Below are 26,069 nucleotides of genomic sequence, written 5' to 3'. Positions count from 1 at the left end.
GCCGCTAGGAGAGCAGAATACACCTAGCGGTCTAGATCAGTGTCGGTGTGCCTGCTAGCGGCATGACTGCTAAATTTTGATGCAACCGGCAAAACAGTGTTGAGATTAATGGATGTCTTTGCACTGCTTTTGGCCGGCATCAACACTAGAAGTGTTCAGCGGCATCATCGAGTGAAATCATTTTTTTTGAACCATTGTTTGACTCAGACATGAACTTTTTCAAAAAAGTTGATGTAGAGCCTGGAACGTCCAAAACATTAAGATAAATCAGGCAAATCAATTATGAATACTAATGAACTTGTGAGTGCTCATGAACTTTTAAGTCGCCACGCACAAGGAGAACGAGATTTTCGAGGAGCGCAGTTGCAGCGAGCCAACTTCAGAGCGGTTAATTTGAATCGAACCAATCTTAAAGGAGCCAATCTCAAAGCTGCTAACTTAACAATGGCTACACTTGTCGGCACCAACTTGAGCGAGGCTGATCTGAGTGGGGCTATTCTGTCTCAAGCAAAAATGATTGAAACCAATCTGTGCCGGTCTATTCTGAGCGGGGCAATTATGATCCAAGCTGACTTGAGTGGGTCTAGCCTGAGTGGGGCTATCATGCACAAAACAGACCTGAGCCACAGCATTCTCACAGGTGCCAGCTTTGTCGGTGCGGATTTAAGTGGAGCGAACCTAACCGAGAGTGTTTGGATTTCAGCCGCTTTAAGCCGAGCGATTTTAATTGGAGTTAATGGCAGTCGGGCAAACCTAAATCGGGCTGTGTTCAGTGAAGCTAACTTGACAGAGGCTAACTTGAGTAGAGCGAGTATGATTCGGGCTTATTTGAGTCGCGCCAATTTGAAGGGTGCCAATCTCACTCAGGTAAATTTGACTGAGGCGGATCTGCGGCAGGCTGACTTAAGTGGGGCGAACCTGAGTGGAGCTAATCTCAGCGGGGCCGATCTCAGTATGGCGAATCTTAATGGAGCCAATCTCAGGGGTGTAGACTTGCGCGGTTGCAACTTGACTGGATCAAATCTGAGCGGACTGTTGCTAAGTGGGACAAACCTCAGTGGTGCAGAAATGACGCGAGCCGATTTGCGTTTAGCCAATCTCTCAGGCGCGAATTTATCGGGCGCGAATCTACTGGAAGCAGACTTGCGGGATGCCAACCTGAGTCGGGCAAATCTTTGTGGAGCCGGCTTGCTGCTAACCTATCTCAGCGGTGCTAACTTAACTCAGGCGAATCTGACTGGAACTAATTTGATAGGAGCAAACCTGAGTGGTGCTTGCTTGCATGAGGCCATTCTTGGTGGAGCAATCTTACCGAACGGAGCCACTCACAGTTAGACCGGCTGATTGCTGTTAGAAGTCAGGGCGATTGTTTTCTTAACGGTCGCCTTTTTTAACACAACTTTTGCGCTGTCGCAGGAGAAATTAAAATTTTATATGAACTTAATCGCGGATGGAGTTTGTAAAGTTAAGTTTCGCCTTGAGCAGTATTTAAAATTCTGCTATGATTAAAAGGTTTGCGATGTACTTGGGTGGAGTGTTACAGATAGAATGAAACAAATGGGAACCCATCTGGTTGTTGATGCTTGGCAGTGCCCTGCAGAGCTTCTCAACGATCCTGAACGCATCCGCCGCGCCCTAATAGATGCGATTTCAGCTGGAGGCGCTACTCTCATTGATATGTGTGTTCACCAGTTCAGTCCACACGGTGTCACGGCAACAGCCACGTTGGCTGAATCTCATATCGCCATCCATACTTGGCCAGAATATGGATATTTTGCTGCTGATTTATTCTTCTGTGGGGCAGGAGAGCCTAAACTGGCGATGCAGGTGCTCAAAGACGCTCTTCAAGCTGAGCAGGTAACAATGCGAGAGACCCCGCGTGGCTTTTATCCAGAGATGGGTATGGAAGAGCCTGTTTGTTCCGAAACTTATTCGACCCTTCCTCTTAAAGCCGGTGTAATTAATTAGAGGATGAGGCGCAAGGTTAATATAACCCTTTGAGCTTGATATCTGATAAGAAGTTGGGTTTGGCGCATAGCTGAACCCAACTTTTTTCTGCTTTTTTTAGGAATGGCTGAGATTAGAAGATAAGGGTTGTTGAGCTTTTTCAAAACTCTGTGTTCGCCTGGGAGATTGTTTGTATTTTGATTGAGGGTGCTTAGCTCGGATTCGGTGCTGAGAACGCTATCAGAAAGTTTCAGATATTTGAGCTTTTATTAATTTGTTGATGGGTGAAATCAGTTGAGCATTTTATTTAAATTTAATTGTTTTATTAATTAAACAAAAATGAGTAAAAATCTATGTTTGGCGAAGTGAAGCAAAGGGTTCGTCCCTCAACCCAACTTATGAACTTTTGACGCAGAAAAATTCGCAAAGTGAGAAGTGAAAAGTGCTTAAAAATTTAAGAAACTTGTGACTTCTCACTCGCACATTGAGGCTAGCGCTTAAGCAACATTGGACGCACAATCCAGTAGCCGGCACCAAACGCAGCGACCACAATTAAAAAAATCGTAACAGCCAACCACACTCCACCCATATCAGAAGAACGTCTTGGTTTCGGGCCGCGACGAGGGCGAACTTCTTGTTGTTCTGTAAACAAAGGCTGTGCAAAGGCTGAGTTCGCAGCATCCGGATCAAATACCGGGAATGGGTTGTTCATCACACTCTCAGCGCCGGCAGAAGGAACCCCATGAGAACTCTGGCTTGGGTAAGGAGGCTGCATCCCAAATGTCGAGTTACCGGCAGTGCGCGGTGCAACCGTTGGCGTGTAAGCCTGGAATGAGTGGACAACCTGTTGCAAGCGATAGGTTGATTGAACAACTTTGTCAATTTCTAGACGCAACTGCTGATTTTCTTGGAGCAAGTGCTGGTTGTGAGCGTTGACAGAGTCCATCTGAGCCTTGGTTGCTTCCAACTCTGCTGCCATTTGTCGGTAGATGGTAATGGGGACAGAAGGAGAGTAGGATTGGGGTTCGGTTGGCATCGAGTTGCCAGAGGCGGTTGCATTTCGCATAAACGATTAAGAATTTAATGGAACATCTGAAGTTGAGCAGAAGTGCTTTTACGCAGAGTCGGTCTATAAAACTATGACTCAGATTAGAACAAGCCGAACCGCAATTCGTCAAGCAATTCGCTACAAATCTCTAAGATATAGTGGCTTGGGCTTGAATGCAAAACTAACTGAGTGTTCCCCTGGTCCCTTCTGTGCAAGGAATAAGAAAGGGGGAACCTTGCTTCCCCCTTACAAAAACAAAAATTTATTCAGCTTCCACCTCGTTACAGGAGGGGGAAGTTCACGGACTTATATCCGTGACTTGAACCGGCGTCGTTGACGCGCGACAATCAACATCACTGTGCCGGCAGCTAAACCGATAACTGTTCCAGGTTCAGGGACACTGGCGTTTAAAGGATTGTTTGGTGTCTCCAACTGCTCATTCCCATCTTCCACTTGCCGATCAAAACGGTTGAGATCGGCTTCAGCTTCTTTGAGCGCTTTGCGTTGCTCATCGTTGACCAATACAATCATCGACGAGTAGGGAGTGACTATCTTGAAGTTTTTAGCGATTGCATGAATCGCATCAAGTTGAGAAATTTCGTTTCCCTTGATCGTCTTGCTCAACCCTAAAACTAACTGCCGCGCGGCTAGGGGTTCAAAGCCGGTGTTTGAAGCCGTCTGAGCTTTGTTTTCTGGTGTCGCCTTAGCTTTGTTTCCTGGTTGTGGCTTAGGGGTTTCACTCACCGGCTTTTCCCTAACCCAGGCATAACCATCCACCACACTCACCGCAGATGGCCCTAAAGCGGCTTTGGTTGCCATTCGTTCTAAGACTTCTGGCAGGTTGGTAGCAACGCCTCCACCGCTATCTTGAATAGCTTTTAACGTGGCATCATCATAAGCCGGTGGCATTGCGCCTAAATGCACCATCCATGCCGGTGCCGGCATCACCGGCACTTCTTTACTGTCATCGGATAGTTCATAACTGCCTTCATCCGTCACAACTAAAATGCCATCGTAGGCAATATCGCCTCGCAATTGTACAAATTGCCGCAGCATTTCCTTCAGTTGGAGTGTGCCATAAAGCGGCATCTTCCCTACATCAAATTTTTGCAGATCGTCGATGCGCTGGGGTTGCTTACCTGTGGATGCAGTTATATATAAATCTGCATCATTATTGGCAGCGTTATTATCAGCAAAACCCCGATCTTTTAACCACTTGAATGTCTCGCTTAGCTGCTGAGTATGAGCAGCCATACTGCGCGAAGTATCGACAACAACTGCAAAGCGCTTCCCTTGAGGCAAAGTGTAATCTTTTTCTGCTAACGGCTTTGCGGTAATGCGGGAGCCATCTGGTAAATTAACTTGATGGGATGCCGGCTTGTCCTGTCCATCTGCCGGCAAATAAGCTTCTAGCCAGCTATCTTGGAAATCTTTAACCGTTTGTCCATTGCGGATGCGCTGAGTATTTTTCGTCCAAAAGATATTCCGTTTTTCTCCTAAAACTGGCAGTGGCCAACCCTTTTCTTCTCGTATCACTTGATAAGTCAGCCACAAATTCATTTCGGTTGGACGCTGGGTTGAGTTGTTACGCTCCCAAGTTGTTAATGGTGCGGGAACTGGAAATGCTCGCAGCCGGTAATGGCGTGGCCCCACTTGTTCGAGAAGTGCTGGATCGACAGGCCGAGCGCGGTTTACTTGTTGGTTATAGACTTTTTGAGCAGCCCCACGAGGTGAAACGGTGAAGGGGAAACGCTTGGCTCGATCATTTGTATCACCCAACCAGACGCCGGTTAGAACGGCGCTTTCTGGTAGTGAGAAGTAATAAAGAACTTCTTCAACATCTGTCGTTTGGTTTTTATAGACTTCGTAAAGTTCTACATCTGCCCAATCGCCGTGAGGTTTTACGGTGACTTCTTGGGTTTGCAGCCAAACTTTTTTCTGACCAATATTCAGAAGTCCTGCTTTGGCTTCGTCCCGATTGACGGTAGATTTTAAGGCGTGAAGAACTGCTTCTTGTTCGCCTTTTTGAATGGGTTTGTCAAAAAAATCGGCGTAGAGTTTTTCAGCTTTTTTGATATCTTGGCGAGAGCCGTTGTACAAAAACGGTGACATCAGCCGATTGTAGCTATCTTGTAAAAATTGTGAGACGGGTTGAGGGGTATTAAAGGTCTTTTCATACATCACCCGAATCTGGTTACTTTCTTGGATTGTGCTGAGATAGCGGTAGGAAGACAAGTAAGCGTTGAGTAAGCCGGTGCGAATGGTATCGGATTTGGCTACAAGTTCTGCTCTCGTGTTGTCAGTCGCAGCCGGCTTATCTAGTAGTTCAAATGCCTGTATTTGTGGCTGTTGTTGAAATGAGATGAATAAGATCATCCAGGCTGTGACGACGCCTAGAGAGCCGGCAAAAGCGCGGGTTCGCCCATTTTGGCCGGCAAAGGTGAGTAAAATGCGATAGCCAGATTGAATGTAGGAACTTGCCAATAATGAGGGCATGGCAAGAAATAAGGTACAAGTAATGCCAAACAGGAGAACCAGGAGAAAGGCGGTAAAGGCGTAGTTTAAAAAAAGCAGGGGTTCTGAAGTGAGTATTCGCCAAAGTTCGCCTAAAAATCCGAAGACACCGAATACGACAAAAGGGGCTGCCGGCACAGCATAAAATAGCAGCAAAAGGCCGGCATAGAGGCCGACGATCAGCATCAAGCTGTGGGCGATCAGTTGCGCCCAAGCGAGTGCTGGATGACGTTCAGCATAGCCATAGAGGAGTTCGAGGAGGAAAGCTGCGACACACACAACTAAGGTGCCAAGTATTAAGGTGCTGGCAGGGGTGAGTTCGCGCAAAATAAAGAAGCGGAGCAGGCACAGGGCAAACAGCGGTGCTTCTACGCCATAAAATAGACGCATTAGCTGTAGGGGTTGATTGTGAAAACGCCACCCTCCCATGGCTGTGCAGGCAGTTGGCACTGCAATTAGGGCAATGAGGGTGATAAGGAATTCACTGGGAATCAAGCCGGTGAAGGTTGCCTCGATCAATGCCGGCCCTATTAAGGGCAGTATTCCTAGGTAAGTCAGCAACAGAAAGGTAAGATTCCAAAGCCAAAAAATGACTTGGAATAAGGCATTAAGCCGATCTTTCATCGTGAACTCCTTTCAGATTTAGTTTGGATGAACTACACAGCCGGTTTTGTCGATTCCTGATTTCTTGAGGCGCAGTTAATTTTAATGTTCGGTATTTCGTTGATGGGTTTCTCCTGGTCAAATTTATTAAAGCCGGCCCGTTATTGCCAAGATTGTCAAACAATTCGTAATATTGGGTATTAACTTCAGATATTTTTTTAAATTTGCTTTAAGTTTCAGATCATCAAACAAGTTTTCTTAGCGTTCCTGAAAGCTTCTATATTTTTGCTGACAACAAGCAATTGTTAATTACTGTATAATTGAAACTAGGGAGTAAAGGCGATTTATAAATTATGAGCAATAATCAGGAAAATTAATAATTTTTAATTGCCTTAATTAAAAGCTAAAAGCTAAGCTAGAGATTGTTCACAACGGTCAAATTTACATCTAAAATCCGCCCAGCCAAAATTCAAAATCAATATGAGCCATTCCCTAACCCAACAAGATTTATCGCCGGAATCTAGCACCGGCACTCAAACTCCCGAAATGAAGTACGGCGAACGCAATATTGCCGAGGGAAACCTGATTGTTTTCCCCAACCCACGAGTGGGACGCCGGTACAACATCAACATTACTTTGCCAGAGTTTACCTGCAAATGTCCGTTTTCTGGCTATCCAGACTTCGCCACGATCCACATCACTTATGTACCCGATCAATCTGTGGTGGAACTCAAAGCGATCAAGCTGTATATTAACAGCTACCGTGATCGCTACATCTCTCACGAAGAATCGGTGAATCAAATCTTGGATGATTTCGTTGCCGCTTGTGATCCGCTTGAGGTCACAATTAAGGGAGATTTTTCACCTCGCGGCAACGTTCACACGGTTATAGAAGTGCATCATCAGAAGCCGGTTGAGGCATAACAAAGTAGCAATTTCAACGCAAAGGAACGCACAGAAATAACTTCTGTTGCGTTCCTCTGTTTTTTGTGTTTAAACTACAACAACTTGACGGGTTTCCTCGGTTGCGGAAAGCCGATCTAAAACTTCCACCACTTCGCGCTCAAACGCAACTTGAGCGCGGTTGGTTCTGCCGCCAACGTAAAGTTGACCGTCTTTTTGCAGCGCCCAAACTTGGGAGTGGGAGACGTAACTCATCATGACGCCTAGCATGAGCAAACCGAAGCCGGTGTAGACGAGAGGGATGCCTGGATCGGCTTTAATTTGCAAGCCGGTGCTGCCGATGACTTGAACGATTTTCAGGGTGACACCATTGATTTCTGTTGCCATGCCGGCGCGGAGTGTGGTGCTGAGTTGACCTTTGGCATCGTAAATCAGCAGTGTTCCTTGCAAGTCTCGCGCTAAAAGGGATACGCCTTCACTAAAATCTGGCTTGGTAGGAATCCAGGTTCCCCAGATGCGCCCTTGCCCTTTGGAATCGAGTTGAGCCATTGGTAATTGCAAGATTGGGCTTTTGTTGACTTGCACTTGAATGCCGGCAATTCCCCAATCGGTTTGGTACATTGTCACGCCTTTGTACCGCAAAGGTTTGTTGACGTGAATCGTTTGGCGATCAACTTCCTGTTCCTGCCGGTCTAAGACTGAGAGATCCGAGTAAAATTGGTCGATGTTGCCATCGGGTGTGTAATTAATCCAGAAGCGATTGACTCGCACTGACCAATCTTTGGGAATTTGCGGCGCTGCCCACGGGCCGGCATCGACAATATTATTGATGTGAAAGCTATTGCCGCTGGGAACGAGTTCTTGAGCCATGAAGCCGGTCATCGCGCCCAAAATCGAGCCGGCGAGAATGATCAGCATACTGGCGTGGACGACAATCGGGCCAATACGTCCGACTATTCCTTTACGGGCATAAAGCGTTTCGCCTTCCCGAAACACCCGATAGCGCCGGCTTTGCAACAACTCTTCTAAGGAATTTAGAGACGCGGTATTTCGCATTTCCACAGCCGTGTCAATTTGAGCGCTGAGGGCTAATTTTTCAAACTGACGAGGCAAATCGTAAAATTTCCACCGGCGGGCTGCTGTTAGGGCGGGAAATTGGCGGGTGAAGGTGCAGGCGGTTAAGCTCGACCCAAATAAAATCAGGATTGACAAAAACCACCAAGTCCGGTAAACGTGGTCAAGTCCAATAGCGAGCAGCACTTTCCAACTTAGGAAGCCAAACAGGGCGGGATTTTCGGGATAATTGGCTTGATAAAACGCCAGAGATTGACCTTGCTCAATGACGGTGCCGGAGATGCTAAAAGCGGCTATCGCTAACAACAATAGAATTGCCAGCCGCAAATCAGCTATCAGAGGCAACACCTCCTTCCGGAAAAAACGGGTTGGCAGTGTGCCCCAATGCAATATTTTTGTTAAAAATGAATCTGTCGGTCCTGCCGTCACAGTCTACCTCTGTTGCGATTTGCTTATTGTTAATTGTAGAAAAGTTATAGCCTTAACTCTTTAACAATGAGCGATTCGCAGAGATTTATCAAGGGTTGACGCACTCACGATCAAGTTTTGAGCGATGTGACGGGCTTTTGCCGGCGAGTGCGACTGATATACTGGCCGTGGACATTGACCATGTAGGGAACGATATAAGTCATAGAAGCCGCTACCCAACGATCTCGGCTCATTTGACCCTGTGTGAGTGCCCAACCGTGATTGATGCTAAACAAAATCGAACCCACTACTAAAGCCACGCGTAATGCAGTGGGCCTCAATTCGCTATCAGTCAGACTCGACAAATACTCTTTTACGGATTCCATGAGTTTTGGTCTGTGAATTGCTCTGGCGTGAAGTTCGATTAACTTGTTTTTTATAGTTGTCTATTATTTTTAGCTTGTCAAGGACAAATGCGTCGAATTGTCAAGGAAAAATAACAAATCATCAGGCTGCCGGCACCAGACGAAACAGCAAGGAAAATACCCCAAATCCGACTAATAACGCACCGCTGACGGGTGTGATCCAAGCAGACCATCGGCGTAATTCTAGAAGTTTTTTAATACTCGCGGTGAAGGTGCCGGCTATTATCAAGGGAGCAACGTAGCCGGCTGTGTAGAAAAGCAGTAAAACACTGCCTAAAATTGGATCTTTTGTAGTGGAAATCCAGGCAAGTAAGGTTGCAAGAACTGGCGTACTACAAGGAGAAGCAACGATACCAAAAGTTAATCCGATTAGATAGGATCTCACGCCTTCTGGTAAATCTTTGGAAATCCACTCCATGCCACCGAAGGAGGGTAATTGTAGAGGTAATGCTTCGAGTAAGTTTAGCCCCATGATGATAGCGATGATGCTAACAATAATGGGTAAGCCAATGCCAACTTGACCATAAACTTGGCCGGCAACTGCAGCGAGGATTCCCAAAGCGGCAAGCGTCGTAGCAAGTCCGAGGGAAAACCAAGTTGATTGTGCGGCAGCTTGGATACGGGTTTTGGCTTCGTATCCGCCGATGTAGCCAATGGTAATTGGCAACATGGAGAGCATACAGGGCGTGAGGCTAGTGAGCAAGCCGGCGATGAAGATGATGCCGACACTCATCCAGCTAAGGTGGGTTAGCTGGGTTGAGACGAGTTGATCTGCGAGTTGCTGGAGTTGATATAGCTGGGTTTGAAGTGTTTCTATCATGCTGCCGGTAAAATGCCCAAACAGCTTGCATTGTAACTCACGCACGCTGTTTGAGAAATGCTATGTAGCTGCCGGTGGAAATATTTCTTGAACTTGAACACTCACATCTCTTATATCAATGGGTGAAATTCTCTCCAGAAATCTTGATAAATTATCCATTATTAAATTTTTAAAATGTTCAATAATCTCACTGAATTCGTGAAAATGTTGAGAAGTTAAAGAGCAATTGGATAAAATAATAATAGAAAAAAATAAAGGAGAGAAGGCAGCATGGTACAAGAAGTGCAAGTGCCGGCACAACCAGAGATCATCTACCCAGACAGCGACGGGAAACCAATGGCAGACAATACGAAACAATACCGCTTGATTGTGACAATTCAAGGGGGAATCGACGCACTTTTCAAAGACGATGCGAATGTATTTACTGCCGGCGATTTGTTGTGGTATCCGGTGGAGGGAAATAACACAATTTGCACCGCCCCCGATGTGATGGTGGTATTTGGCCGGCCAAAAGGAGATAGAGGTTCCTATAAGCAGTGGGTGGAAGAGAATATCCCGCCGCAAGTCGTGTTTGAGATATTATCTCCCGGAAATACAATCAAAGAAATGGCAAAGAAACAGGAGTTTTATAACCACTATCAAGTTGAAGAATATTATTTATACGATCCTGAAAAAGTAGATTTATGTGGCTGGGTGCGAAGGGAAAATCAGTTAGAAGTGATTGAGGAGATAATCGGGTGGGTGAGTCCGAGGTTAGAGGTAAGATTTGAGATTTCTGAGGGAGATTTGCAGATTTACCGGCCTGATGGGGAGCGATTTGCTTCTTATGTGGAATTGATGCAAAAAAAAGAGCAAGAACAACAACGAGCTAATCAGGCAGAGGCATTATTAGAGGAAGAACGCCGGCGGCGGGAAGTTCTGGAAGCTCGATTGCGAGAAATGGGGGTAGATCCAGACCAGTTGTGAGGGAGAAATATAGGAGTGCCGGCAGACATCGGCAACCTCGCATGACGCAGTGGGCAACAATCTACTTTTTCTCAAGCTATTTTGTTCTGCCGGCTAACGCAGCCGACGACGGCGAACACGGCGTTCTTCTAAAGACAGTACCTCTGCACCACTACTTTCTCGCGCTACGCGCACCAACAAGCCGGCAATTAGCAAACTCGCAACCATCGAACTGCCACCATAACTGAACATCGGTAGCGGTAAGCCGGTGGTCGGTAAAGCGCCGGTGGCAACGCCTATATTCAGGAGAGATTGCCCCACCAGCAGCACCATCGTGCCAATTGCAACGAGCTGGTGCATGATGTTGCTAGCTTTGAAAGCAACTCTCAGGGCAAGTGTCCCAAAGGCTACCAGCAACAGCAACAGCAGTAAGCAACCAATTAGGCCAAACTCTTCAGCAAAGACGGAAAAGATAAAATCGCTGTACTGAATAGGTAGGTAAAATAGCTTTTGTTGGGACAGTCCATAGCCGGTGCCCCAGGGGCCACCAGAACCCACTGCCAGCAAACTTTGACTTAGCTGATAGCCATCCCCCATCGCATCGTGCCAAGGATTGAGGAACGACATGATCCGCCGGCGCTGATATTCTTTTAGCGTGATACTTAAAGTAGCCAGCATTAGCCCTGCAAACGCAGTTCCCCCCAGTTGAGCGATGGGGATGCCGGCGGCAAGGGCAATTAACCACAAAGTCATGCCGCACAGTGCTGTTGTACTCAGGTTTGGCTGCATCAAAATGCCTAAGAGTACCGTTGCAAAAATTCCCAACCACGTGATGCGAACAGCCTTGGGTATCCCTTTCCACTGTCCAAAAATGCGGGCGCTTTGCAGCACTAGGAAGGGTTTGATAAATTCCGAGGGTTGAACCGGCACCGGCCCAAGAGCAAGCCAGCGGGTCGCGCCATTAACGGTGTTTCCCAGTCCCGGCACTAAAGTCAACCAAATCAACCCCAACAGCAGGATGACAAACCAGTTGGCTATCCCCAAAACATAACGCAGGGGAGAGTGTACCAGGATATTGAAGCCAATTAAGCCCACCACAACCGCAACTAGCTGCCTTTTGACGTAGTACAGCCCATCCCCATAATCATCATGGGCGCTGGGGTAGGAGGCGGAGAACAGCACTACTAACCCCACAAACAACCACAGGAATGTTAACCACCGCAGCAAACGGGCTTCCCAAGCCCATTCCTGCACGGAGGGATCGAAAATGGGAATCAAGCGGCTTATATCCACGAGCGTCGCTATTTTGGGTGCGGTACTAGAACTTTTTAGCACATAAGTAGGTCTTACCTGTGAATGCTAAAACTCGCTCCCTTTTGTAAATTTTATAAATCCGTTTAATTAGTATTTAATTATTAATCATTAATCTGTTGAATTTTAGAAATTTTTAGAATTTATTATAAAACTTATCTAGCCGGAAGTTTTTTAGTTAAAGCGAATGATGCTAATAAAAAAGAGGCCGCTGCGACCTCTTTTTAGATGCCTTATGCCATCTAAACGGCAATTAGAGTAAACCGGCGTTTGTGCCTGGTTTGCCAGTTGCCAACTGAACTTTGATGATTTTGCCACCCATTTTCATGATGCGTTGCTGTTCACGAAACCAGTTATCGTAGGGAACTAACTTTGTGAAGTAGGTGTTTTGCAATTCCCGCTGAGTGCGGATACGAGTCTGGCTGGGAACGCAGGCTGTAACTTTGAACATTCTCATGGGATGGTTTCTCCTGAGGGGGGTGCGAAAAATTTGGAATCTGAATTCAAATATCTAATGTCAACTATTCACCGCTAACTTGCTTCGTAATTTTAGCGGGAACTTGCGCCTAGACTCTGCCGCAACTTAGAACACTGCTAATGATGATTCTATTTTGGCTGTCTGACACATCGCCGGACGGCTGACACACGCCCTGAATCACTGGAACAGGTCAGAACCCGTACGAGTGGGAGATGAGTGCGGTGGAGTCTTTTCTATGCGATGAGCGCCGGCTCTCGCCATCTGAGGTAGTGCCTGTCTGCTTATCGCTGAGATCCGTGGCGTCGGCTTCCACGAACATTTTGTATTTTACGATAATTTCGGCCTTCTTCTCACTACCAATATTCACGCAGGGGTGAGAAGTGTATTGAAGGTCGGGAGATCAAGAGTCAATGTTAGATCGTTAAAACTCATTGATTGGTGTGAATAAGCCTTTGACAAGCTAGCACTCACTCTGGACTTCCCTGACCTTACAATATGAGAGTTTTGAGTTGTGAATGAGCGAGTTTTGAGTTTTTTTAACTCAGGACTCTCTGATTCAGACTCTCCGACTCAGCTATTAGCTCAAGCCAGAGCTGATGTAGTCGAAGTAGACACCCATTTCTTTACCGGCATCAGGACCCACCAAGCCGGCGGTGACTTCTTTCATGGCTTGGATAGCTTGTACAGTTGCACCGATGGGCACGCCCAGGGAGTTGTAGGTTTCTTTCAAGCCATTGAGGACGCGCTCATCCAAGATGGAAGGATCGCCGGCCAGCATGGCATAGGTGGAATAGCGGAGGTAGTAGTCGAGGTCGCGGATGCAAGCTGCATAGCGACGGGTGGTGTACATATTTCCACCGGGACGGGTGATGTCAGAGTACAGCAGAGACTTGGCAACTGCTTCTTTGACGATGGTGGAGGCGTTGGCGCTGATGGTGGTGGCGGCGCGGACGCGCAGTTCGCCGGTTTGGAAGTAGCCTTTCAGCTTGTCCAGAGCGCTGTTGTCAAGGTACTTACCTTGAACGTCGGAAGAGTTAATAACTGCGGTAATTGCGTCTTGCATTGTTTATTGTTCCTTACACTGCCTAATGTTCGTTCGTTCAAATTGTCAGTAGGGGTAAACCTTACTGCATGGCACCGATCAGGTAGTCGAAGTATGCAGAAGCTTCAGAGGCATCTTCCCCAGACAGCAGAGCGGTGGCAGCACCTTTCATTGCACGGACGCCTTCGACAACACCATCAATGGGGGTGCCGAGGGACTTGTACATTTCGCGAACGCCCACAACACCGATTTCTTCGATGGGGGTGACATCACCGGCGACGATTCCGTAGGTGACCAAACGCAGATAGTAGTCCAAGTCACGCAAGCAGGTAGCAGTCATTTCTTCGCCGTAGGCGTTGCCACCGGGAGAGACGACATCAGGACGCTTTTGGAACAGTTGGTCGCCGGCTTGCTTGACGATGCGCTCGCGGGATTCGGTCAAGATTTGGGCGATGCGGACGCGACGTTCGCCGGTGGTGACGAAACCTTTGATCCGATCTAATTCACCAGGGCTGAGATAACGGGCCTCAGCATCTGCATTCACGATGGACTTCGTGACGATACTCATTTAATGATTGCCTCCCAAATAAGAGTGAATCTGGCTTTTGCCAGTCGTTTGCCGGGTTTCTTTTGCAAGGGTGTCAGCCGTTACGGTTGTCAGAGTTGCTGGAACCGGCCCGTTCTGAGTTTCCCCAGATGTCCCTCAAATAGTTTAAGGGAAAGCGACACCCACAACACTTCAGACGCCAGCTACCTTTTGCAAATACGGATATTTTGCAGCATGAGGTTTACACTCTCGATCACAGCTTAATATTTTGTAATATTTTTCTTCATTTTTGGTCGGCGCAGAACCGCCTCAGACAGGACGCGCTTCTCATATCCAAAGCGTGTTACGTGCTTAAAGCCGGTGTGCCGGTTAGCCTTCATACACTCCAGGCTGCTTTCTTGCCGGCACGAGGCGTAATTGGCCCATGAGGTGGTTGCAGGGGCTTTGGGTATTATCTCAACTGGGAGCCGGTGTAGCCTTGAGCAAATCTGTCTACGCCATTAGCCCATTTATTTTTGGAAAAAGAATTTAAAACCACAGATGCACACAGATAAACACAGATGGCTTATCTGTACCTGTCTGGGTGTGTTTGTAAGCGAATGTAAAAAATCTACTTTTATAAATAAATCTATTTTGCGGGTCAGGTCGGTTAGATGCAAAATATCAAGTTTTCCTACACAATCTGGCTGAAACATCATGAAACAAAAAGACGTTATCTAATCGGCAGCTATTCAACAGAAACGTTATTATAATGCTGAGTCCTTAGCTACCCAAAAATTATTAGGGGTACAGCAATCGGAGGTTCATTGTGGCTAAACATAAAATCATGCAAGTGCAAGGGGTCTATGAGCCTAAAATCATTAACGATTTTCAGTTATTTGGACTTGCTGCCGAAACAATCTTGCCTGGAAAAGAAGGAAAAGTGATTCAGAAAATGTTCACTTCTTCTTTAGATGAAGACTTTCCTCTATTTGCCACACAACTATTATCTCCAATTCTTGGAGTAGATCCTAGTTCATCACTTAATTCTATCTTAGTAATTATAAAACCTGATAATAAGGCTTATGTCTATCAAAAGTTTCCTTTTGGTGTAACAGCTATTCCTAAAACACCTGTTGAGCCATATCGAGCTGTTTTCAAAAACAACTTGGCGGATATTGTTGGAGTCTTCTTTCAGGATATTGTGATTGATTTGAACCCAGAAGATGGAGACAGAATTGTTTGGCTATTCCGTGAGAACTGGAATTTTGATCTATTTTTTGATTTGAGTGGAAATCTTAACGGTCAATTAGCTCTGAAAGAAATGGGATGCTATTATCGGAGGCTTGCTTATCTTAGTCAGTATCTATTTCTAGAAAAAAGTAGTAACTTTAAAAAAATGATAGAGGATGGCTGGTTTCCTTTTGTAGCGGTTATTAATGATGGTATAGAAAAAATACAGCCTTTGACGTTATAAATAGAGGACACACTGTAGACTGGCTATTTGCGATTTTTCCGAATCCTCATCACCCACTGGATGTGGACTGGATTTTTCTACAACCTAGACAAGCTCATCCTTGGTCGTACGGAGAGCATCCAGCTACAAGTAACTTTAACGGTGGTGGTTCAACAGCTTGTTTTGAAGAAACTCTGAGGCTCATTGAAACACTATCCAAAGATGATCGCGTGCAGAACTGGTGTTGCTATATGCCAGAGTTGTATAGTAATAATCCACCAAGAACTTTTGAATCTCTCTATACCTTGGCTCTTTTTCGTGGCGCTCAGCATTTAGCAGCTTCAAGCTATCCATCGTTTGATGATTTGCATGGTAAAGCTCAAGAATTATCCAAAGCTGTTTGCTTAGGATTGTACGGTTGTAACGATGCAACATTAAATATGCAGTGGCGAGTAGAATCTATGCTTGGCAAGGGATTCTGGACATCTACTACAGTTGAATTAGCGGATAAGGTGACGCTGGCTATGAGACTATCTGGACAGTCAGACCACTCTATAAATGTGCCTCCATCAGAAGCTTTTGAGCAGTGGATGGGAAAGGATGACAATGATGCTAGAGAACCTTTATTTATCCGAACTAAAGATGACATTCTGTTCTGTAAGCCTCAAGTTCCTACTCGATACTATTCTGATGCTTACTTCTTAGACTGCGAACAGCAAAAAATTCAAAGATTGGGCGGCAATGGTGGAAATCCCTTACCAACATTAAAGACTTGGGGCATTAATCCAAAGGATGACAGACTACGGTTTTTATTGAAGTAATCAAGAGTCTGCGGCGCAGCGGAAGGACGGAATATCTCGTGCTTAGTTTTAGGGTACTTGCCGCCGACGATTTGAGCCGTTAGATAGCTTAGTGTACAAAAACATAGTTGTTTCGTTCGCTCTGTAGGGGTTCGGTATCATGCCTGTAAATTTCCGAAACTGTTTGCTTACGAACCGTGCTGCTTACCGGCTTGAAGAAATGGCTGAAATGAAATTGACTGATGCCCACAACACCGGCACATCTGCAAGCTTGATGTCTTAATGATTCGCTGATGTATTTCAAGACTTGAAGACGTTGGCGCGATTCCAACCGGCACACAGCATTACCGCTTTTTGAATAATCGCGCCTTAACGTTTTAACCGGCAGTCAGCAAAACCAGTTGTTTCTTCTGGAGTGATCGCACTCCCTCTAACCCCAACTCGACAGAAGTCAAAATATCCCCCACCGTTCGGCTGCCGTCACAAGCTTGCAAAAATGCAAACTCTGCGGGCGACAAAGTAACTATCTGATAGTTGTAATCAAATACTTGCTCACTGGGCCAACCTTGGACACAGGGACTTACCTCTGGAATAGCTGATGAAAGTGTCTCATCAGATGTCCAGTCTGCCTTGGAAACCGGCGTTCGGCCTAAGAAAAACTCGTAATGAGTCACTTCTGGATCTAATAGTTCAATCAGCCGGTAACGTTCGCGTTCACCCAATTGTTCAGCACGCTTGATTAACTCGGCTTCTTTCCCCAAAAGTCGCTCTAAATTCCAGTAGTCTGGATTCGAGAAACCAATGAACTCTAAACCGGCAGCATCAATCAGCTCAAACAGCGTCTCAACGTTGTAGTCAATCTCTTGCGGATGGACATACATATCCGCAAAGCACTCATCCCGCTGATTTTCCATCGACCAGCGTTCTTTTTCTCGCTTGGCAAGTCTGTTATGTTCAGGCAAAGAAGCAAAAACCTGACGTCCGACTTTAACACCATCTTTATAGTCGCCGCGGTTGTCACCTTGCAGTAGCGAGATCGCCTTCTGCATGAGCTGGATTTCCCACCGGCCCAACTCAGCATACACAAAAATGTGCAGCAAGCCGCCGGGAGCCAATTTAGAAGCCAGCGCCTTGATACCGCGAATTGGATCGGGTAAGTGGTGCAAGACGCCAACACAGTTAATTAAGTCAAACTCACCCTCCAGTTGCGCGACATCATACAGACTGAGGTGATGAAACTCCACCCGATCTGCACCAGATCGCCGGCAACGCTCTTTTGCAACTTCCAAAGCGCCGGCACTTAAATCAATGCCGGTGACGTGTGCCTGCGGGTTGAGGTGAACTAAGTATTCTGTGCCAACACCTGTACCGCAGCCAGCATCCAAAATGCGAATACCGAGATTTTGCGGTTTCATGCCGGTGCAAAAATTATAAGCAGCCGGCCAAGTCCAGCGCCAGTTGTACCCTGGTGGCGGTTCATCCAAAAGGGGTTCCGGCGGAAATGGATAAGTATCGTAGAGCCTGCTAACAGCAGCGCTAATCGCCTGAGAATCTGACATAGTGAGGAAAATTGCGGCTACACGAGTTTACCGAATCTATCACCACCGCGCTATTAAACCCCTTAAAAAAATCCTCAATCGCCAATACCTATCACTCCAACCGGCAAGACATCTGTGTTTATCTGTAGTTAAAAAAACTCTTTTGCCAGAAATCTCTGCTTACTCCATACGATCGCCCGGACAAATTTGAGAATCTTCCAGGCATTGTGGGCGAAACGTTTGCACCAACGCTTGAAACTTGGACATTTCCGCTTCATTCAAATCCAAAAACGCCACAGACACATCTCTCGGATTTCCCCGATAGTGAATGCGGATTTGCTCTGGTTGCTTAACGCCATAAGTGCTGAGAATATTTTGAGCCTGATTGCAGCGAATTGAAAACCGGCCCATAAAAACTTCGCCACCATCGGCGATATAATTCCACTCCACCCCTTCAACCCCATTGTCGTCAGCCTCACCGCACCAATAAGCCGTGAGTGCAATCATCCGGCCCATCTGAACATCATACCGGCTCAACCGGCTGCCGGCGGCTGCTTGGCTAGTGTCCTGATCGGGGACAACCATTGTGCCGCTTTTTATGGGGTAGCCGGTTGCACCTGGGAAGTTGATATAAACTTCTCCAGAGTTTGTCTTGGGGAAATCAGCTACAGCAGCCTGCCTGATCGCCACTGCGCCGGCTAACCCTGACAGGACACATAGAGAAAACGTGAATAATGATTTAAGCATCGCTGCCTTTCTCTCAGGTCTACTTTTTTACTTTTAATTGATATAAAGCCGGAGCTGAACCTATCTGTCTCAGTCTTTGATTTTGGCAAACTAAATGACTATTCTCTAAGAATTCCCTGTCTAGATTTTTGGAAGTTGGGATAAGAGATTTGGAGCAGTAGCACTTGAATGTTTGCGGTATACAAAATGCTGTAAGGTAGATACAGTATTTTTTTGAGCTTTTTTTATCTTTTGGCTTAGTTACCGTGTTCAACCGGATCTTACAGCATTCGGCACAATCGGATGGTTTGTTACAAAACTTATAGCACTTCTCAGAAAATACACGGCAATCTAATATGATGACGCCAAGTAACAAGCAAATAATTTCGACACAATTTTTAACAAAACGGGGTGATGAGACCGAATCGTTTTAATCTAAAGACTGGGCTGATTGGCTATTGGGCAGTCAGTTTTGGAAGGTAAAAGGCAAGGGCGGGGGAGAAATCTTACCTAGCAGGCCGAAGGCAGAAAAAATTATCCGACCTGAGCTAACCCTTCGGGAAGGCTTCGCCTAAAAAGGACGGGGACGCAAAGCACGGAAATCCTTCAGCCTTCTCCAAGATTCATCCTCCTCGGAAACACCCTGCGGGGTGCGGGGTCGAGGGGAAGAGGTGGCCGGGCGGCGTAGCTCCTTCAGCCTGAAGACTTCCGAAGTGGCACACTAGCGTGGCAGTTGAACGAACGCAGTAATCATTACTATTGGGAGCTTTTGAAATCGAATGAGTGTAAAAGCAAGTGGTGGAAGCTCAGTGGCGCGTCCACAACTATATCAAACAGTACCAGTCGCAACCATTTCGCAAGCGGAACAACAAGACCGCTTCCTGCAGCGGGGCGAACTGACTGAACTGCAAAGCTATTTCAAATCAGGAGCGAAGCGTCTGGATATTTCCGAGACGCTAACCAAGAATGCAGAACTGATTGTATCCCGTGCTGCCAACCGTATTTTCACGGGGGGTTCTCCGATGGCTTACTTAGAGAAGCCACAGCAGCAGGAGAACGTCGTGAGAGCGGCGAACGCAGGGGACACTCGGCCAAATTCGGCCTTGGGAAACGTCACGTATGTGGACACCAAGGGCGGTTTTTTTGAAGGCTTGCGAGGGTTGTTTAGCGCCTCAAGCGGTGGGCCGGCACCCCTTGGGTTCCAGCCGATCAACATTTCGCGCTATGGGCCGAGCAACATGACCAAATCCCTGCGGGATTTGAGCTGGTTCTTGCGCTACATTACCTATGCAATCGTAGCCGGCGACCCGAATATCATCGCAGTGAACACCCGAGGCTTGCGGGAAATCATTGAAAACGCCTGCTCTACTGCTGCCACCATCGTAGCCATGCAAGAGATGCGGGCGGCAGCCTTGGGTTATTTCAAGCAAGATGAGGAAGCACGGAGCATCGTCAACCAATACTTTGAGGTGGCGATTACAGAATTTAAAGCCCCGACGCCTTCCGACAAAGTGCGGCAGCGCCCTTCTAATGACCAGCAAGGTTTGCAACTGCCTCAGACTTACTTCAACGCAGCAGAACGCCGGCAAAAATTCGTCATGAAGCCCGGTTTGTCTGGTGTGGAAAAGCAAGACGTCGTCAAAGCAGCCTACCGGCAAGTCTTTGAGCGCGACATCACCCGTGCATACGGCCAAGGCATATCGGATCTCGAATCCAAAGTCAAGAACGGCGATATCTCCATGAAGGAGTTTATCCGCCGGCTGGCTAAATCACCGCTTTACCGCAGCCAGTTCTTCTTACCGTTTATCAACAGCCGCGCCCTAGAATTGGCATTCCGCCACATTTTAGGTCGTGCCCCATCTTCGCGTGAAGAAGTGCAAAAATACTTCTCCATCGTGTCTGATGGCGGTCTGTCAGCGCTGATCGACGCTTTGATCGATTCTCAAGAATACTCTGACTACTTCGGTGAAGAAACTGTGCCTTATCTGCGGGGTCTGGGTCAAGAAGCCCAAGAATGCCGCAACTGGGGTCCACAGTTCGATTTGTTTAACTACAGCGCCCCATACCGCAAGGTGCCGCAGTTTATCACGCTGTTTGCATCCTACGACCAGCCCCTACCCGACCAACACCCGTATGGTAGTGGGAATGACCCCTTGGAAATTCAGTTCGGTGCGATTTTCCCGAAAGAAACGCGCAACCCCAGCAGCAGTCCTGCACCGTTTGGTAAAGATACTCGCCGCATCCTGATCCGTCGCGGTGCCGGTATTGAAAACCAATTGAGCAATCCCGCAGCACGGGGTAATAATCCTGGTTCCTTGGGTCCCAAGGTGTTCAAGCTGGATCAAATCCCCAGCGGCCAAAACCAGTATGGCAAACGTGGCGGTGTGCGCCCCGTCCAAGGTGTCAGCGTTAAATACTCGGAAAGCTCGACCCAAGCGGTGATTCGCGCTGCTTACCTGCAAGTGTTTGGCCGCGATCTTTACGAAGGTCAGCGCCAGAAGTTAGCAGAAATTAAGCTGGAAAACGGCGACATCACAATGCGGGAGTTTATCCGCGCCTTGGCTAAGTCGGATATATTCCGCAATTTGTACTGGACATCGCTTTATGTGTGTAAAGCGGTTGAGTACATCCACCGCCGGCTGTTAGGTCGTCCGACTTACGGGCGTCAAGAACTCAATACCTACTTCGATATTTGCGCCAAGAAGGGTTTCTACGCTCTGGTTGATGCGATTATCGATAGCAAGGAATACGAGGAAGCCTTTGGGGAAGATACGGTTCCTTATGAGCGCTATGTGACGCCTGCCGGTCAATCGCTGCGTTCAACGCGCGTTGGCAGCATTGGCGATAAGAACCTCAAGGTGGAAGTTGAAGAAACGGCTCGCTATCTCGAACTCGGTGCTGTGCCACAACGTGCGGCAACCGATATCGAAAATCGCGTCAGCCAAGGTGTCCAAAAGCGGCGTGAGCAAACCAAGGTCTTCAAGCTCGAAAATCGCGGTGACAAGGTGGCGCTGAATACCCTAATTCAAGCAGCCTACCGGCAAATCTTCGAGCGCGATCTCAACCCCTATATCATCAAGAACGAATTCAGCGTTCTGGAAAGCAGACTGGGGAATGGGGAAATCACCGTTAAGGAGTTTATTGAAGGGTTGGGTTGTTCTAGCCTTTACATCCGTGAGTTCTACGCGCCTTATCCGAATACGAAGGTGATTGAACTCGGCACCAAGCATTTCTTGGGCCGCGCTCCCCGCGATCAGGTAGAAATTCGCAAATACAACCAAATTTTGGCCTCTCAAGGTATCCGTGGCTTCATCGGTGCAATGGTGAATAGCATGGAGTATCTGGAGGTGTTTAACGAGGATGTGGTGCCTTACCGCCGCTTCCCCACCCTGCCTGCTGCCAACTTCCCGAATACGGAACGGCTGTACAACCAGCTCACTAAGCAGAATGACGATCTGGTAGTGCCGTCTTTTGAGCCGTATCTCTCTAGTGGAGATGTGGCTGCGAAGATGCCGCTGACGGCGCAAGCATTGGCTTCCATGCCCCCAAAGCCTGATGTGGTTGGGGTTGGCCGCTCGGTTGCCGCTGCCAGTGTCAAGCCGACAACAGTGAGCAAAGCAGCGCGGATTTACCGCGTTACCCCAGGCACCGATGCTACGGAAATGAATTTGGCCATTGAGGCTATCTACCGGCAGGTGATGGATGTCTACAGCGAAGAAATCCCTGTAGAGTTCCGCTTAGTTGAAGCGGAAGCTCAACTGCGTGCCGGTGAAATTTCGGTACGTGAGTTTGTCCAATCTCTAACTAGCTCTGACGCATATCACGGTCGCTTTGTTAAGCCTTTCCCGGCTACAAAGTCTGCTGAGTTGCTGTGTCGGCACTTGTTAGGACGGATGCCGAGTGCTGAGGAAGTTCAGGAGTCTGAGCAGCTAATGAGCGCTCAAGGGCTACCGGCTGCCGTTTCCGCACTGGTTAACGGCGCTGAATATGCTCGCTATTTCGGCGAAAATGTAGTGCCTTACAAGCGCTAGAAGTGAGTTGTGAGTGGGGTGTGCGCTGCACACTCTACTAATCTGTTTTTTCCCTCAGCCGCTTGCCGGTTGGGGGTTTTTGTTTTGTTTGGATCAAGATGCCGGTGTCACGGTTTTATACCAAATCCGGTTATGATAGACACCTTGCAGATTGACAAAATCCTCTTGGAGCAAAGGTTTTGGCTTGGGTAAAAAGAGTTATACCAAAAAGGATTTGGTATTAATTGTTAATTCACAGAATCGCTAACTAACCTGAGTCCGAGTTAATTTTCGAGGTTTAGATGGATTTCTAAAACTTCCAGCAAAATTCTTTAGTTTTTAAGCACCTTGCAAATCAACCAAAACCCAACAGCCCTTCTATTTAATCCCTATTTTAAGCTGCCGGCTCGTTTAATTCCGCCGTCTCACCCTGAAGCTTTTTAATATTAGCGATTGCTTCTTCGTGGCGATCCATATTTTTGCGCCGAGTGTAAATTTTGGCAGCTTTATGGAAATCTTGAATGGCTTCCTCAACCTTTCCAAGCTTATCAAGCGTAACCCCTCGCTCAAAGTAAGCTTCAGCAAAATCGGGAGCGCTATTTAACGCCTGAGTATAATATTCTAGCGCCCCCAAGTAATTTTCTTCTTGAATTTTACTCACTCCCAGGTTGTAATAAGCTAAAGGATTTTTAGGATTAATTTTTCCAGACTCTTGCCAATCTTCAATCGCTCCTTCAACATCGCCAAGAACAGAACGAGACACCCCTCGATTGTAGTAGGCATCAGCATAATTAGGATTAATTTTAATTGCTTGATTCTAATCCTCAAGCGCTCCTAGAGTGTCTTTTAAATCTCGACGAACAGCACGTCGGTTGTTGTAGGCTGCTGCCAACTTTGGATTTAGAAGAATTGCCTGATTTAAATCTTCAATTGCTGCATGAGGTTCACCTAAACTAGAACGAGCAATCGCCCGATCACTGTTACTTTTTAGCCAGCAATGCTTGGCATTTTCAGGTTGAGCAAGTTCTTCCCATTTTTCAGCAGCTTCTTCCCACTTTTGGACAGCTTCTAGTGCATAAATTTCACAGAGTTGCTGTTTATTGAAATTGCCCGCCTTAGCCCACAATTTAGCTGCTTGTCCACTGCTTTAGCTTTTCAAACATCCAGGCAGCAGTTGCCCATTCCTGTAATTCAACAAACATTTCAGCAAGCTTCAGCATACTGGCGCTGCTGCGCGAGCATTTTAGCTTTTGCTTTGTGCAACTCTAAAACATCGCCGGCTTTTTCAAAACATTTAATGGCTTGCTGGTAAAACTCTGCTTTTAGATAATAAAGTCCTCGTTGCCGCCAACTTTCTGCAGTAGGTTCCACCCGGGATTGCTGAACTAACTCAGGGTTGAGGGGCAAGATGCAATCTGATAATTCGGGTTGGCTCCAAAGTTGGGGAAGTGTGGATTTCCAAATATTTAAGATGCGTCGGGCACGGGTAACAGCAACATAAAGCAGATTTAGTTCTAACTGAAATTGGGGAATTTCTTTTTCGGTAACAGAAGCATTGCGAAAAAATCTATCCCACATTTCTTGTGCCGGCACAAAGAATTCTATCAAAAAAACCGTATCAAATTCTAGTCCTTTTGCTTCTTCAACAGTAAAGACTAGACTTGATTCAAAACTTGTAGAGAATTTATCTTTATCTTCATCGGTTCTTACCAAGATAGCACCGCCAGGATTTAACGCTTTCAAAGTTTGCTTGAGTGCTTCCACGGGTGCAGCAATGACTCTAGCCGGCTCTCCAGAAAAGCGATTTTGGCTTTCATCTCTTTGCAAACCGGCTGGCTCTGCTAAACTGGTTGCCACATCATAACGATCAGAAATACTGACTAGCGGAAGTTTCAGAAATTTCGAGCGCAGTTTCAGCAATTGATTGGCTAAAGTTACCAGATTGCCAACAATACGAAAATTAAACTGTAAGGTTTGTTCAACAACCTCTTGATTGCGCCGTTAAAACTTTTGTTTAAGTTCTTCTCAGCGAAATCCACTGGGACTGATCATTTGATGTAAATCGCCGGCGAAAAATAAATGACCTCCCGGCACACCTAACTGCAATAATAGTTCTAATTGCAATTTCGTGAAATCCTGCACTTCATCACAAACAATTACCTGATAGCGCTCTGCCACATTCTGTCTCAGAACTTGCAAGATTTTTCGCGCCAGATCAATTTCATCAAACCGCCCATCCTGTTTCAGTTTTTTCTGATACCACTCAGCTAATTGATAAAACTCCCGGCGTTGATTTTGAGGAATGACACTGCCACTTTTTTTGCTAAGCTTCTCATACTCTTTTTCACTCATCATTTCTGCATTAGCAGACACTTGAGAGCCTTTAATAACGCTACGAATTTCATCCCACACCAAAGCAGTTGGGTATTGTTTTCGTTTGGGGTGCGCCCGATAAATTAGCCAGAAAGCATGGAAATTTACTTCATCTTCAGCCAGATAGGATTGTCCCGCGCTTTCAAGGATTTATAGGCTCAAATCCCGCATGGTTTTAAACTGAAAAAGGGTGTCAGCTTCCGCAACACTATTTCCCACCAACTGCTTAAATTGCTCGCGGGCGCTATTAACTAGCAAGGGATTATAGGCAATATATAAACGTTTCTCCGAAGGAAAATCTTGTAAACTTTGGAGCAATCGATAAAGGGCAACCGTGGTTTTACCAGTGCCGGCACTCCCAGATAGCAGAAGATTTCCCGGCAATCTCACCAGTTGATATTCTTCTGGAGTCAGTTCCAGAGGCAACTCAGCGTTTTGCTGGATAACGGCTTGATGCCATGCTGCTTCTGATTCGATAACTTGCCAAGGAATATTACTGAGAAGTTCATCTTTAAAATCAGTTGGCAGGGCTAAATCTTCAGCAATCGCGCTTTTGATCGCATAGATTTCGGCAGCATCAAACGCTTTGCTTTCGCCTTCTATATTCCCTATTGTTTCGATTAATTCAGTATTCAGCCATTCTGTATCAGGGGTGCGTTTTCTGGCTTTGGCAATTCGGGAAACGTCATCATGATCTAGACAGATATCTTGAACCGCAATATAAACTTGTGCGCTTCCCGTTTCAGGACTTCTCGATTTTTCGTAGGTAAAAATCAGCCGGCTTGCTTGGGTAATTCTCGCTTCCCAAACTCGCTTAGAAGTCCCTTTGAGCTTTTTTACGCGTAAGCCGGTGTCAAATTGCTGCTGTCTTAATTTTTGAATGCAATTCCAAATCTGTTCCTGAAGGGTACTTTTGGGAATTTTACGAATAAACGCAACAACTTCTGGGTGTAAGACAGCAGGAAGGGACATATCTAAGTTTAGCGCAGGCACTTGTTATCTATCTTACATTCTGAAATTTGTAGCTGATGCAACCCTGGCTTTACTCGTCAAGCGTTTTCTATGTCTCTGTTCTCAATTAATGATTAGTGCCCTGACTTATCGATGGCGTATGCCCAACCG

24 protein-coding genes are annotated in these 26,069 nt (G+C 46.6%); 8 read left to right on the top strand and 16 right to left on the bottom strand.

Features of this window, described 5'->3' with window-relative positions; genetic code table 11:
- The first annotated feature begins 282 nt into the window (after positions 1-282).
- Complete coding sequence (locus tag H6F56_RS18360; RefSeq protein ID WP_190671007.1) at positions 283-1,335, top strand: pentapeptide repeat-containing protein; 1,053 nt, start codon at positions 283-285, stop codon at positions 1,333-1,335.
- A gap of 213 nt (positions 1,336-1,548) precedes the next feature.
- Positions 1,549-1,968, top strand: coding sequence for an adenosylmethionine decarboxylase (gene speD / locus H6F56_RS18355; protein WP_190671004.1), 420 nt, complete (start codon positions 1,549-1,551; stop codon positions 1,966-1,968).
- Between the two features lie 469 nt (positions 1,969-2,437).
- On the opposite strand, the gene H6F56_RS18350 is transcribed toward speD, so the two are convergent.
- Positions 2,438-3,013: a hypothetical protein gene (locus tag H6F56_RS18350; RefSeq protein WP_190671002.1), complete on the bottom strand. Its 576-nt coding sequence runs from the start codon at positions 3,011-3,013 to the stop codon at positions 2,438-2,440.
- Between the two features lie 288 nt (positions 3,014-3,301).
- Positions 3,302-6,133, bottom strand: a complete 2,832-nt coding sequence (locus H6F56_RS18345; protein WP_190671000.1) for a TIGR02921 family PEP-CTERM protein — start codon at positions 6,131-6,133, stop codon at positions 3,302-3,304.
- Between the two features lie 459 nt (positions 6,134-6,592).
- On the opposite strand from H6F56_RS18345, the gene queF reads away from it, so the two are divergent.
- Positions 6,593-7,036: a preQ(1) synthase gene (gene queF, locus H6F56_RS18340; RefSeq protein WP_190670998.1), complete on the top strand. Its 444-nt coding sequence runs from the start codon at positions 6,593-6,595 to the stop codon at positions 7,034-7,036.
- 69 nt (positions 7,037-7,105) lie between these two features.
- Here the strand turns inward: queF and H6F56_RS18335 are convergent, their stop codons facing one another.
- From H6F56_RS18335 to H6F56_RS18325, 3 genes are all read right to left on the bottom strand, one after another.
- Positions 7,106-8,518, bottom strand: a complete 1,413-nt coding sequence (locus H6F56_RS18335; protein ID WP_190670995.1) for a cytochrome c biogenesis protein — start codon at positions 8,516-8,518, stop codon at positions 7,106-7,108.
- Between the two features lie 110 nt (positions 8,519-8,628).
- On the bottom strand, positions 8,629-8,883 hold the full coding sequence (gene nrtS / locus H6F56_RS18330; RefSeq protein WP_190670993.1) for a nitrate/nitrite transporter NrtS: 255 nt from the start codon (positions 8,881-8,883) through the stop codon (positions 8,629-8,631).
- 121 nt (positions 8,884-9,004) lie between these two features.
- Positions 9,005-9,742 (bottom strand): cytochrome c biogenesis protein CcdA, encoded by a 738-nt coding sequence (locus tag H6F56_RS18325; protein ID WP_190671218.1) that lies wholly within the window; start codon positions 9,740-9,742, stop codon positions 9,005-9,007.
- Between the two features lie 270 nt (positions 9,743-10,012).
- Here H6F56_RS18325 and H6F56_RS18320 point away from each other — a divergent pair, with 270 nt between their 5' ends.
- The gene (locus H6F56_RS18320; RefSeq protein WP_190670991.1) at positions 10,013-10,708 is read left to right on the top strand and encodes a Uma2 family endonuclease; all 696 of its coding nucleotides are present in this window, start codon (positions 10,013-10,015) and stop codon (positions 10,706-10,708) included.
- 93 nt (positions 10,709-10,801) lie between these two features.
- Here the strand turns inward: H6F56_RS18320 and H6F56_RS18315 are convergent, their stop codons facing one another.
- The 4 genes from H6F56_RS18315 to apcA all read right to left on the bottom strand — a co-directional run bounded on the left by H6F56_RS18315 (position 10,802) and on the right by apcA (position 14,086).
- Positions 10,802-11,980, bottom strand: coding sequence for an FtsW/RodA/SpoVE family cell cycle protein (locus H6F56_RS18315; protein ID WP_190670990.1), 1,179 nt, complete (start codon positions 11,978-11,980; stop codon positions 10,802-10,804).
- A 271-nt stretch (positions 11,981-12,251) separates the two neighbouring features.
- The gene (locus H6F56_RS18310; protein ID WP_190670989.1) at positions 12,252-12,455 is read right to left on the bottom strand and encodes a phycobilisome linker polypeptide; all 204 of its coding nucleotides are present in this window, start codon (positions 12,453-12,455) and stop codon (positions 12,252-12,254) included.
- 598 nt (positions 12,456-13,053) lie between these two features.
- Positions 13,054-13,539 (bottom strand): allophycocyanin subunit beta, encoded by a 486-nt coding sequence (gene apcB / locus H6F56_RS18305; RefSeq protein WP_190670988.1) that lies wholly within the window; start codon positions 13,537-13,539, stop codon positions 13,054-13,056.
- A 61-nt stretch (positions 13,540-13,600) separates the two neighbouring features.
- Positions 13,601-14,086 (bottom strand): allophycocyanin subunit alpha, encoded by a 486-nt coding sequence (gene apcA / locus H6F56_RS18300; RefSeq protein ID WP_190670987.1) that lies wholly within the window; start codon positions 14,084-14,086, stop codon positions 13,601-13,603.
- A gap of 787 nt (positions 14,087-14,873) precedes the next feature.
- Here apcA and H6F56_RS18295 point away from each other — a divergent pair.
- The 3 genes from H6F56_RS18295 to H6F56_RS26945 all read left to right on the top strand — a co-directional run bounded on the left by H6F56_RS18295 (position 14,874) and on the right by H6F56_RS26945 (position 16,583).
- Positions 14,874-15,521 carry a hypothetical protein gene (locus H6F56_RS18295; RefSeq protein ID WP_190670986.1) on the top strand — a complete coding sequence of 216 codons (648 nt, stop codon included), beginning with the start codon at positions 14,874-14,876 and terminating at the stop codon, positions 15,519-15,521.
- Between the two features lie 62 nt (positions 15,522-15,583).
- Positions 15,584-16,321 carry a hypothetical protein gene (locus tag H6F56_RS18290; protein ID WP_190670984.1) on the top strand — a complete coding sequence of 246 codons (738 nt, stop codon included), beginning with the start codon at positions 15,584-15,586 and terminating at the stop codon, positions 16,319-16,321.
- A gap of 139 nt (positions 16,322-16,460) precedes the next feature.
- Positions 16,461-16,583: a hypothetical protein gene (locus tag H6F56_RS26945; RefSeq protein ID WP_255513742.1), complete on the top strand. Its 123-nt coding sequence runs from the start codon at positions 16,461-16,463 to the stop codon at positions 16,581-16,583.
- Positions 16,584-16,677: 94 nt separating this feature from the next.
- On the opposite strand, the gene H6F56_RS18285 is transcribed toward H6F56_RS26945, so the two are convergent.
- Both H6F56_RS18285 and H6F56_RS18280 read right to left on the bottom strand, forming a co-directional pair.
- Entirely contained in the window at positions 16,678-17,859 is a 1,182-nt protein-coding gene (locus H6F56_RS18285; protein WP_190670982.1) for a class I SAM-dependent methyltransferase, read from the bottom strand.
- 159 nt (positions 17,860-18,018) lie between these two features.
- A complete protein-coding gene (locus H6F56_RS18280; protein WP_190670980.1) occupies positions 18,019-18,585 on the bottom strand; it encodes a hypothetical protein in 567 nt (188 codons plus the stop codon).
- A gap of 758 nt (positions 18,586-19,343) precedes the next feature.
- Between H6F56_RS18280 and H6F56_RS18275 the strand changes: the two genes are divergently transcribed.
- Complete coding sequence (locus H6F56_RS18275; RefSeq protein ID WP_190670978.1) at positions 19,344-22,595, top strand: phycobilisome rod-core linker polypeptide; 3,252 nt, start codon at positions 19,344-19,346, stop codon at positions 22,593-22,595.
- 373 nt (positions 22,596-22,968) lie between these two features.
- Here the strand turns inward: H6F56_RS18275 and H6F56_RS26465 are convergent, their stop codons facing one another.
- From H6F56_RS26465 to H6F56_RS18250, 5 genes are all read right to left on the bottom strand, one after another.
- The gene (locus H6F56_RS26465; protein WP_309236572.1) at positions 22,969-23,376 is read right to left on the bottom strand and encodes a tetratricopeptide repeat protein; all 408 of its coding nucleotides are present in this window, start codon (positions 23,374-23,376) and stop codon (positions 22,969-22,971) included.
- 15 nt (positions 23,377-23,391) lie between these two features.
- Positions 23,392-23,700, bottom strand: coding sequence for a hypothetical protein (locus H6F56_RS18265; RefSeq protein WP_190670973.1), 309 nt, complete (start codon positions 23,698-23,700; stop codon positions 23,392-23,394).
- A gap of 77 nt (positions 23,701-23,777) precedes the next feature.
- Entirely contained in the window at positions 23,778-24,494 is a 717-nt protein-coding gene (locus H6F56_RS18260) for a 3'-5' exonuclease (protein WP_190670971.1), read from the bottom strand.
- A gap of 105 nt (positions 24,495-24,599) precedes the next feature.
- Positions 24,600-24,986 (bottom strand): UvrD-helicase domain-containing protein, encoded by a 387-nt coding sequence (locus H6F56_RS18255; protein ID WP_206753415.1) that lies wholly within the window; start codon positions 24,984-24,986, stop codon positions 24,600-24,602.
- Between the two features lie 111 nt (positions 24,987-25,097).
- Positions 25,098-25,919 carry a hypothetical protein gene (locus tag H6F56_RS18250; protein WP_190670966.1) on the bottom strand — a complete coding sequence of 274 codons (822 nt, stop codon included), beginning with the start codon at positions 25,917-25,919 and terminating at the stop codon, positions 25,098-25,100.
- Positions 25,920-26,069 lie beyond the last annotated feature (150 nt).

It is taken from the genome of Microcoleus sp. FACHB-672, from assembly GCF_014695725.1.
Lineage (GTDB): Bacteria > Cyanobacteriota > Cyanobacteriia > Cyanobacteriales > Oscillatoriaceae > FACHB-68.
Note: the sequence above shows the minus strand (reverse complement) of the source record. Positions and strands in the feature narration are given on the sequence as shown.

Bases quoted from the DNA above. Each gene is read 5' to 3' on its own strand.
- H6F56_RS18325 (WP_190671218.1), bottom strand. From the start codon at position 9,742: ATGATAGAAACACTTCAAACCCAGCTATATCAACTCCAGCAACTCGCA.
- H6F56_RS18250 (WP_190670966.1), bottom strand. From the start codon at position 25,919: ATGTCCCTTCCTGCTGTCTTACACCCAGAAGTTGTTGCGTTTATTCGT.
- H6F56_RS18280 (WP_190670980.1), bottom strand. From the start codon at position 18,585: ATGCTTAAATCATTATTCACGTTTTCTCTATGTGTCCTGTCAGGGTTA.
- H6F56_RS26945 (WP_255513742.1), top strand. From the start codon at position 16,461: ATGCCTGTAAATTTCCGAAACTGTTTGCTTACGAACCGTGCTGCTTAC.
- nrtS (WP_190670993.1), bottom strand. From the start codon at position 8,883: ATGGAATCCGTAAAAGAGTATTTGTCGAGTCTGACTGATAGCGAATTG.
- H6F56_RS18320 (WP_190670991.1), top strand. From the start codon at position 10,013: ATGGTACAAGAAGTGCAAGTGCCGGCACAACCAGAGATCATCTACCCA.
- speD (WP_190671004.1), top strand. From the start codon at position 1,549: ATGAAACAAATGGGAACCCATCTGGTTGTTGATGCTTGGCAGTGCCCT.
- H6F56_RS18360 (WP_190671007.1), top strand. From the start codon at position 283: ATGAATACTAATGAACTTGTGAGTGCTCATGAACTTTTAAGTCGCCAC.
- H6F56_RS18350 (WP_190671002.1), bottom strand. From the start codon at position 3,013: ATGCGAAATGCAACCGCCTCTGGCAACTCGATGCCAACCGAACCCCAA.
- H6F56_RS18275 (WP_190670978.1), top strand. From the start codon at position 19,344: ATGAGTGTAAAAGCAAGTGGTGGAAGCTCAGTGGCGCGTCCACAACTA.
- apcA (WP_190670987.1), bottom strand. From the start codon at position 14,086: ATGAGTATCGTCACGAAGTCCATCGTGAATGCAGATGCTGAGGCCCGT.
- queF (WP_190670998.1), top strand. From the start codon at position 6,593: ATGAGCCATTCCCTAACCCAACAAGATTTATCGCCGGAATCTAGCACC.
- H6F56_RS18285 (WP_190670982.1), bottom strand. From the start codon at position 17,859: ATGTCAGATTCTCAGGCGATTAGCGCTGCTGTTAGCAGGCTCTACGAT.
- H6F56_RS18345 (WP_190671000.1), bottom strand. From the start codon at position 6,133: ATGAAAGATCGGCTTAATGCCTTATTCCAAGTCATTTTTTGGCTTTGG.
- H6F56_RS18310 (WP_190670989.1), bottom strand. From the start codon at position 12,455: ATGAGAATGTTCAAAGTTACAGCCTGCGTTCCCAGCCAGACTCGTATC.
- apcB (WP_190670988.1), bottom strand. From the start codon at position 13,539: ATGCAAGACGCAATTACCGCAGTTATTAACTCTTCCGACGTTCAAGGT.